The sequence below is a fragment of the Pseudoalteromonas sp. OF5H-5 genome, from assembly GCF_021530695.1.
In the GTDB taxonomy this organism is placed as follows: domain Bacteria; phylum Pseudomonadota; class Gammaproteobacteria; order Enterobacterales; family Alteromonadaceae; genus Pseudoalteromonas.
Genome location: NZ_JAKGBF010000047.1, coordinates 1 through 2,576, shown reverse-complemented (window position 1 = coordinate 2,576; position 2,576 = coordinate 1). Strand labels below are relative to the sequence as shown.

At 49.5% G+C, this 2,576-nt stretch carries 1 protein-coding gene; it reads left to right on the top strand.

Features of this window, described 5'->3' with window-relative positions; genetic code table 11:
• The coding region (locus L1271_RS24530) for a non-ribosomal peptide synthetase (protein WP_235369043.1) at window positions 1-2,576 on the top strand (2,576 nt) is incomplete at both ends.

The following is a 2,576-nucleotide window of genomic DNA, read 5'->3' as shown; positions in this document are numbered from 1 at the left end:
TCATTTTCACAACAACGGCTGTGGTTAATCGATAAGCTAGAAGGCAGTCAACATTATAATGTTGCAGCAGCACTGGCCTGTGATGGGGTACTGGATATTGCAGCCATAGAAGCCAGTCTAACTCAAATAGTTGCCCGCCACGAGGCGTTAAGAACCTGTTTCGAAGCCCACGATGGAGTGTGTATGCAGCGGGTAATGCCAGCCCGAGCGGTGACGGTAGAAGTGGTGAATTTGGTTGATTGTGGTGAAGATGAAGTGCAGCGGCAAGTGGATGATGCGGCACGAGAAGTTTTTGACCTAAGCCAAGATTTAATGTTGCGCACAAAAATCATCAAACAGTCTCAAACACGGCATATTTTGTTGTTCACGTTGCATCACATCGCATCGGATGGTTGGTCAATGCAGCTATTAATAAAAGAGTTTAATGCATTTTACCAAGCTGCGATAACAGGCGGGGAAGCGGATGTGCCTGAATTACCGGTCCAATATGGAGATTACGCGTACTGGCAACAGCAACAGTTAACGGAGCAAAACAAAGCACAGTTGTTAAGGTATTGGCAGGCTAGGTTGTCGGGCATGCCGAGCTTACACGGATTGCCATTAGATAAGCCGCGACCAGCCAAGCAAGAATTTACCTCTGGATATGTGCGTAGTCGGATAGGCAAAGAGACATTGGCAGGGTTACAAGCGCTAACGCAAAGCGCAGGTGTCACGTTATTTATGGTACTGCAAGGTGCTTTTGCGGTGTTATTGAGCCGCTTAAGCGGTGAGTCGGACATCGTCTTAGGCGTACCGACAGCGGGGCGTAGTGAGAGTGAATTGTCGCCATTAATAGGGTTTTTTATCAATACCTTGGTGAGTCGAACACAGGTTGATTTAGCGCAGCCATTTACGGCGTTATTGGCGCAGATAAAGGCAGATACGCTGGCAGATTATCAGCATCAAGGGCTCCCTTTTGAGCTGTTAGTAGAGGCATTAAACCCAGATAGAAGCTTAGCATATAACCCCTTGTGTCAGGTTAAGTTGGTGCTACAGAACCATCGCAGCAGTGACGATGAAGGGTTGAGTTTGGGAGAGGCGAGGCTGAAACCACTCCAACAAAGTCAAGAGCAGGTACGGTTTGATTTGGATTTGACTTGCTCGGAGGGAGAAGGCGAGTTGCTATGCCATTGGCGGTATCAACAGAGCTTGTTTACAGAAGCGACGATAGCGGCGTATGCCCGTAGCTTTGAGTATCTATTGGAGAGTATCGCGAAGGGAGCCCAAGGTAGCTGCAAAAGTTTAGCCTTGTATGACGATGAAATGCGTCAAAGCTTGATAGAAGAGAGCGTAGGTGCGGCCTGTGATTATCGGCGAGGAGAAAGTGTAGTAGAGCAGTTTGCGAGACAAGCCCAGCAGACGCCGGAGAGAATAGCGGTACGGGATGATTCACACGCACTGAGCTATGGAGAGCTGTACAGTCGCGTGAATCAGTTGGCACATTACCTTCAAGAGCAGGATATAGGGGTAGGAGAGCGAGTTGCGTTGGTGATGACGCGAGATGTCACGCTCTTGGTGGCGATGCTAGGGGTGATGGCGACGGGTGCGAGCTATATCCCATTGAGCCCGGATAATCAGACGGCACGTTTAGCAGATATATTTAACGATGCGGATGTGACTCAGGTTTTGGTATCGACATGTTTATTAGAAATTTTACCGGTTTCAGGGGTAGATGTGTTAATGCTGGATGAGGATGAGTGGGGCTTATCGGGTTATGACAGCCATCCGGTGGGAGTGACACATACCTTAGCGGATAGCGCCTATGTGATTTATACGTCAGGGTCGACGGGTAAGCCAAAGGGGGTGGAGGTAAGTCACAGAGGATTAATAGATTACTGTGGCTATGGTCTAAAAGCGTACTATCAAGAGCAGTTGACAGGAAGCTATGTGTTGACGTCGCATGCATTTGATATAGGCGTTCCGAGTTTATATTTGCCTCTTTTGGTGGGAGGGTGCGTGAACTTAGCGCCTTGGGGAGAGGAGTTGGAGGGATTAGTCGAGCGGTTACGAGGGAGCTCAGAGGCGAGTTTATATCGTTTGACGCCGATGCATTGTGAGGCATTACTTGAATTGCTGAATGGGGATAAGGTCAGCGGAGCGCATGTTCTGGTGATAGGAGGGGAGACGCTAACGGAGGGGCTGGCTGCGCGGTTGCAAGATACCTTTAGTGAAAGTCAACTTTACAACCACTATGGTCCGACGGAAACGGTGGTAGGTTGTAGCTTATATGATGCAAGCGCGCATTTAAGGGCAGGGGATTCAACGCGAGAAGAGATACCGATAGGGTATGCGATGGCGAACACAGGGCTGTATGTCGTTGATGCAGGGGGTGAGCTGCAAGCGAAAGGAGGCGTAGGAGAGCTTTATGTTGGAGGGCCTTGCGTAGCGAAAGGATATGTTGGAGATCCGGACAGGACGGCGGCGTCATTTGTGTATGTTCCTTGGTTGGCGGATACGAGGTTGTATAGAACAGGAGACAGGGTACGGCGCTTGGAGTCGGGAGCGTTGGTATTTTTGGGAAGGAAGGATGAGCAAGT